At 71.5% G+C, this 5,833-nt stretch carries 6 protein-coding genes; 4 read left to right on the top strand and 2 right to left on the bottom strand.

The window, feature by feature from the left end:
* Positions 1 to 562 (bottom strand): septum formation initiator family protein (locus O3Q52_RS47555; protein ID WP_269654695.1); only part of this gene is annotated, 562 nt, incomplete at its 3' end.
* Positions 563 to 658: 96 nt separating this feature from the next.
* Positions 659 to 1,615 carry a 16S rRNA (cytosine(1402)-N(4))-methyltransferase RsmH gene (gene rsmH, locus O3Q52_RS47550; protein ID WP_269654694.1) on the bottom strand — a complete coding sequence of 319 codons (957 nt, stop codon included), beginning with the start codon at positions 1,613 to 1,615 and terminating at the stop codon, positions 659 to 661.
* A gap of 420 nt (positions 1,616 to 2,035) precedes the next feature.
* Here rsmH and O3Q52_RS47545 point away from each other — a divergent pair, with 420 nt between their 5' ends.
* The 4 genes from O3Q52_RS47545 to O3Q52_RS47530 all read left to right on the top strand — a co-directional run.
* Positions 2,036 to 2,584: a carbonic anhydrase gene (locus tag O3Q52_RS47545; protein WP_269654693.1), complete on the top strand. Its 549-nt coding sequence runs from the start codon at positions 2,036 to 2,038 to the stop codon at positions 2,582 to 2,584.
* A 204-nt stretch (positions 2,585 to 2,788) separates the two neighbouring features.
* On the top strand, positions 2,789 to 3,826 hold the full coding sequence (locus O3Q52_RS47540) for a MoxR family ATPase (RefSeq protein WP_269654692.1): 1,038 nt from the start codon (positions 2,789 to 2,791) through the stop codon (positions 3,824 to 3,826).
* Entirely contained in the window at positions 3,826 to 5,178 is a 1,353-nt protein-coding gene (locus tag O3Q52_RS47535; RefSeq protein ID WP_269654691.1) for a DUF58 domain-containing protein, read from the top strand. Before O3Q52_RS47540 ends, O3Q52_RS47535 begins: the two co-directional genes overlap by 1 nt.
* Positions 5,175 to 5,833: DUF3488 domain-containing protein (locus O3Q52_RS47530; protein WP_269654690.1), on the top strand; the 659-nt coding region annotated here is incomplete at its 3' end. The genes O3Q52_RS47535 and O3Q52_RS47530, both read left to right, overlap by 4 nt.

The following is a 5,833-nucleotide window of genomic DNA, read 5'->3' as shown; positions in this document are numbered from 1 at the left end:
TGGGCTGGGGGGACGGCTCCGTGACCGTCTCCGCGAGCGGATCCGGCGCCACGGTGGGCACGGCGGGCGCGGTGGGTGCCGGGGTCTCGGTGGGCGTCGAAAGCCCCGCGGATCCCTGGCTCCCGGTGGGCGTCGGAGACGGCGCGGGGAGGAGCACCTCGGGCGGGCGGATCACGGGGACCGACACGGACGACTGCTCGGCGGCCGCGCTGGGCACGCCGCGGACGCTGCCGTCGGGGTTGAGGAAGGCCGGGTCGCCGCCGGGCACCATGCCCAGCTCGCGTGCGCGGCGCTGGAGGGCGTCGGGGGCGGAGTAGGCGTCCACGTCCCGCTGGAGCGCCTGCTCCTCGTCGGTGAGGCTCTTGGTGTCCCTCTGGAGGTCGTCGAGCTGGAACGACCCTTCGCTGAGCGCGGAGTTCAGGACCAGGAGTCCGATCAGGCCGCCGCCGAGCAGCAGTACGACGAGGAGCACGAAGGGCGTACGGGCGGCCTGTCCGGGGCCCGTCGGGAAGAGTCGCGCGAGCCGGGCGGCCCTCCCTCGCAGTTCGGGTCTGCTACTCACTCGCCCTCCCGCTGAGCTGGGGTTCTCGGCTGATGGGTCCGGGCCTGCGACCCACGCGTCCGGTGAGTTCGGTTGTCCAACTCACGCACCCTCCCGTCACTCGGCGTCCTCCCTGATGCGCTGGGCCCCGCGCAGCCGCGCCGGGGCGGCCCGCCGGTTCTCCGCGACCTCTTCCTCGGTGGGGAGTTCGGCACCGCGCGTCAGAAGCTTGAGCCGGGGCTGGTAGCGCTCGGGGACGACCGGCAGACCGGGCGGTGCGGTGTTGGCGGCTCCCGCGGCGAACACCTGCTTGACCAGCCGGTCCTCCAGGGAGTGGTAGGACAGCACGGCGATCCGGCCGCCGACGGCGAGCGACTTCACGGCGGCGGGGATCGCCCTCTCCAGGACGGTGAGTTCGCCGTTGACCTCGATGCGCAGCGCCTGGAAGGTGCGCTTGGCGGGGTTGCCGCCGGTGCGCTTGGCGGCCTGCGGCAGGGAGTCGCGGATCAGCTCGACGAGCCGCGCGCTGTTGCTGAAGGGCTCCTTGTCGCGTTCGCGCACGACCGCGGAGACGATCCGCTTGGCCTGCTTCTCCTCGCCGTACGCCCTGAGGATCCGGACGAGTTCGCCCGCCGGGTAGGTGTTGAGCACCTCGGCAGCGCTGATGCCGGTCGTCTGGTCCATGCGCATGTCGAGCGGGGCGTCCTGGGCGTACGCGAAGCCGCGGTCGGCCTCGTCGAGCTGCATGGAGGAGACGCCGAGGTCGAAGAGGACGCCCTGGACGCGCGGGAGGTCCAGGCGGTCGAGCACGTCGGGGAGTTCGTCGTAGACCGCGTGCACCAGGGTGGCCCGGTCACCGAAGGGGGCGAGCCGGTCCCCGGAGAGGCGCAGCGCCTCCTTGTCGCGGTCGAGGGCGACGAGGCGGGCCTCGGGGAAGCGGGCGAGCAGGGCCGCACTGTGGCCGCCGAGGCCGAGCGTGCAGTCGACGACGACCGCTCCCGGCCTCTCCAGCGCGGGTGCCAACATGTCCAGGCATCGCTGGAGCATCACCGGGACATGTCGGCTCTGGGTCAAGGGGCCCTCTCAGGTCCGGCACGGCGCGCACGCACCGCCGGGTCCCCGCCCGCTCCGTGAAGGGGAGGCCTGCCGGCGCCGGAAGCGTCAGCCGACCGGGAGCGGGAGGAGGCCGAGCCGTACGTACGCGCCGCGCACGTGGGGAGATCCCGGCTCGTCACCGGTCCTCCGGGGTAGCAGTCCAGCAGGGAGAGTGTCCGTCTCCCGCTTCGCGTCACTTTAGTCCACGGTCTCCCGCGGTCAACGAACCGGCCTGCGCGTCGCGGCTCTCGGCCCGGATGAAGCGCCAAACCGGGTTTTTCCACCCGTACGGGCGTAGTCGATCCACCCTTGTGGGTTACCTCACAACAACGCTCATTGATGTTCTTTGTCCCCTCTCACAGCAGGCCCGGACAGCGTGTGACCACTACCGTTATAGATATGACGACTTCCGCATCCGTTCCCACCGAGCCCGGAGACGCCATGTCCAACGGCGGCACCGTCACCGACCGCCTCGTCGAGGCGAACGGGCGGTACGCCGCCGCGTTCACCGATCCCGGCATGGACGCCCGTCCCGTGCTGCACGTCGCGGTCGTGGCATGCATGGACGCCCGCCTCGACCTGCACGACGCGCTGGGCCTGGAGCTCGGCGACTGCCACACCATCCGCAACGCGGGCGGCGTGGTCACCGACGACGTGATCCGCTCCCTCACCATCAGCCAGCGCGCGCTCGGCACCCGCAGTGTCGTACTGATCCACCACACCGGCTGCGGCCTGGAGTCCCTCACCGAGGAGTTCCGGCACGACCTGGAGATGGAGGTCGGCCAGCGCCCGGCGTGGGCCGTGGAGGCCTTCCGGGACGTCGAACAGGACGTGCGGCAGTCCATGCAGCGGGTGCGCACCTCTCCATTCCTTCTGCACACGGAGGACGTACGTGGTTTCGTGTTCGATGTGAAGACGGGCCTGCTGCGTGAGATAGACCCCACCTGACGCGAGTTGGACCCTCTCAAAGACCCCAGGCCGTGACATATCGCGGCCAGTTATCCACAGGCGAGTGACACGAACAGGTAACGGCAACAAGAATGCGGGTGTGGCGTCACGCGGAACTATTCGCGCGTGGTGTCCGTGTTTCGGGGTGGGCCGGTCCGCATCGCAGAGCGTCGGCCCGGGAAAGAACGGGCCGAGGAGGGCCGGGTGACGACCTATGACGATCGAGCGAGCCTTACAGATCTGACCGCCACTGTGGAGAGAGTCCGCAGTTCGGTGGAGGAAGTGATCGAGGGCAAGCCTGAGGTCGTACGGCTTTCGCTGACCGTACTGCTCGCCGAGGGGCATCTTCTGATCGAGGATGTCCCCGGCGTCGGCAAGACCATGCTGGCCAAGGCACTGGCGCGGTCCATCGACTGCTCAGTGCGGCGTATTCAGTTCACGCCCGACCTGCTGCCCTCGGACATCACAGGTGTGTCCATCTGGGATCAGCAGCGCAGGGACTTCGAGTTCAAACCGGGCGCGATCTTCGCGCAGATCGTGATCGGCGACGAGATCAACCGAGCGTCGCCCAAGACACAGTCGGCGCTCCTGGAGTCCATGGAGGAGCGCCAGGTAACCATCGACGGCACGACCTACGAGCTGCCCAGCCCGTTCATGGTGGTGGCCACACAGAACCCGGTCGAGATGGAGGGCACCTACCCGCTGCCGGAGGCGCAGCGCGACCGCTTCATGGCCCGGGTCTCCATCGGCTATCCCAGCGCGGAGGCCGAACTGCAGATGCTGGACATCCACGGCGGTGCGTCCCCCCTGGACGACCTCCAGCCGGTGGCGCACGCGCACGAGATCGTGAAGCTCATCGACGCGGTCCGCAACGTCCACGTCGCCGACCCGGTGCGGCGGTACGCCGTGGACCTGGTCGCCGCCACACGTACGCATCCGGACCTGAGACTCGGCGCCTCGCCGCGTGCCACGCTGCACCTGCTGCGCGCGGCAAAGGCGTCCGCCGCCCTCAGCGGCCGGGACTACGCGCTGCCGGACGACATCCAGGCCCTCGCGGTGGCGGTCCTGGCCCACCGACTGCTGCCCACCGCCCAGGCGCAGCTGAACCGTCGTACGGCCGAGCAGGTCGTCCTGGAGATCCTCCAGCGCACGCCCGTGCCCGCGGCGCCCCAGTCGCCGAGCGGTCTGAGGATGGGCCGGGGCTCGTCCGCCTTCGGCCAGCAGCCGCCCCGGAGGCTGTGATGACCACCGGGGGGATGCCGGCGGCGCAGGCCGAGGAGGACAAGGGCGGGCTGCGTACGGCACTCGCCGGTCTCACCACGCGCGGGCGGTCCTTCCTGGCCGCCGGCATCGCGGCCGCGATCTGCGCGTACGTCCTGGGGCAGAGCGATCTGCTCCGGGTCGGGCTGCTGCTCGCCGTGCTGCCACTGGTCTGCGCGACCGTGCTGTACCGCACGCGCTACCGGGTCGCCGGCAGCCGTCGCCTCTCCCCGGGGCGGGTGCCCTCGGGGTCCGAGGCGCGGGTCCATCTGCGGATGGACAACGTCTCGCGACTGCCCACCGGCCTGCTGATGCTCCAGGACCGGGTTCCGTACGTGCTGGGGCCGCGGCCCCGGTTCGTACTGGACCGGGTCGAGGCGGGCGGCCGTCGCGAGGTGTCCTACCGGGTGCGCTCGGACCTGCGCGGCCGCTATCCACTGGGGCCCCTGCAGCTGCGGCTCAGCGACCCGTTCGGGATGTGCGAACTGACCCGCTCCTTCTCGACGTACGACACCCTGACCGTCATCCCGCGCGTGGAGGCTCTGCCGCCGGTGCGGCTGACGGGCGAGGCAAAGGGGTACGGCGACGGGCGGCAGCGCTCGCTGGCCCTGGCCGGCGAGGACGACGTGATACCTCGCGGCTACCGCTACGGCGACGATCTGCGCCGGGTCCACTGGCGTCTGACCGCGCGCTACGGCGAGTTGATGGTGCGCCGCGAGGAGCAGCCGCAGCGGTCCCGCTGCACGGTGCTCCTCGACACCCGGGGCATCGCCTTCGACGGCGCGGGCCCGGACTCGGCCTTCGAATGGGCGGTGTCGGGCACGGCGTCCACGCTGGTGCACATGCTCGAGCGGGGCTTTTCGGTACGGCTGTTGACCGACACCGGCACCTCGGTGCCCGGCGAGGGCGCCGACGGATTCGCCGGAGCCAGCCAGGAGTCCGCGGACGCCGCCGGTCTGATGATGGACACCCTCGCGGTCATCGACCACTCGGACGGTACGGGCCTGTCACGGGCCTACGACGTCCTGTGGGGCGGCAACGAGGGGCTGTTGGTGGCCTTCCTCGGAGACCTGGACGAGGAGCAGGCGACCGTGCTCGCCAAGATGCGTCAGCGCAGCGGCGGGGCCGTGGCCTTCCTGCTGGACAGTGAGACGTGGGTGCGCGGTGCGGCCGACGAACAGAGCGAGGAGCGGCTTCGGATGCTGCGCGAGGCGGGCTGGACCGCCCTGGCCGTACCGCCGGGCACGGGCCTGGCAGACCTGTGGCGGGAGGCCGACCGACAGCGCAACGGGGTCGCGTCAACGGGAAGCACGGCAGGGGGCGGTGGCTCATGAGCGGGCGCGCGCGACTCGCGCTGTGCGCCGTGGCGGCGACACTGATGGCGTCCGGCGCGCTGCTGCCGCTGGTCGATCCGGCGACCTGGATCCTTCAGGCGGCGTTCCTGCTCGCGGTGCAGACCGCGGTGGGGGCGGCGACCCGGCGGGTTCCCCTGGCGCGGGCTGTGACGATCGCGGTTCAGGCGCTCGTGACCCTGACCCTGCTGACGCTGTTCTTCGCCCGCGAGCAGGCCATCGCCGGGCTCGTGCCCGGACCGGAGGCGTTCCGGCACTTCGGGGAGCTGCTGCAGGCCGGCGGGGACGACGTCGGGCGGTACTCGATCCCGGCTCCGCTCTCCCCCGGCATCCGGCTGATGCTGGTCGGCGGTGTCGTGGTGATCGGGCTCGCGGTGGACGCCCTCGCGGTGACGTTCCGCAGCGCGGCCCCGGCCGGACTGCCGCTGCTCGCGCTGTACTCGGTCGCCGCGGGCCTCTCGGAGGGCGGTGGCGCGAGCTGGCTGTGGTTCGTCATGGCGGCGGCCGGCTATCTGGTGCTGCTGCTGGCCGAGGGACGTGACCGGCTCTCGCAGTGGGGCCGGGTCTTCGGCGGCGGTCCCCGGGCTCCGGGGACGGACGCCTCGGCGGGCGCGGTCGCGCCGATCCGCACGGGGCG

The organism is Streptomyces sp. ActVer (genome assembly GCF_027270795.1).
GTDB classification, from domain to species: Bacteria; Actinomycetota; Actinomycetes; order Streptomycetales; family Streptomycetaceae; genus Streptomyces; species Streptomyces umbrinus_A.
Note: the sequence above shows the minus strand (reverse complement) of the source record. Positions and strands in the feature narration are given on the sequence as shown.

Bases quoted from the DNA above. Each gene is read 5' to 3' on its own strand.
- O3Q52_RS47545 (WP_269654693.1), top strand. From the start codon at position 2,036: ATGACGACTTCCGCATCCGTTCCCACCGAGCCCGGAGACGCCATGTCC.
- O3Q52_RS47535 (WP_269654691.1), top strand. From the start codon at position 3,826: ATGACCACCGGGGGGATGCCGGCGGCGCAGGCCGAGGAGGACAAGGGC.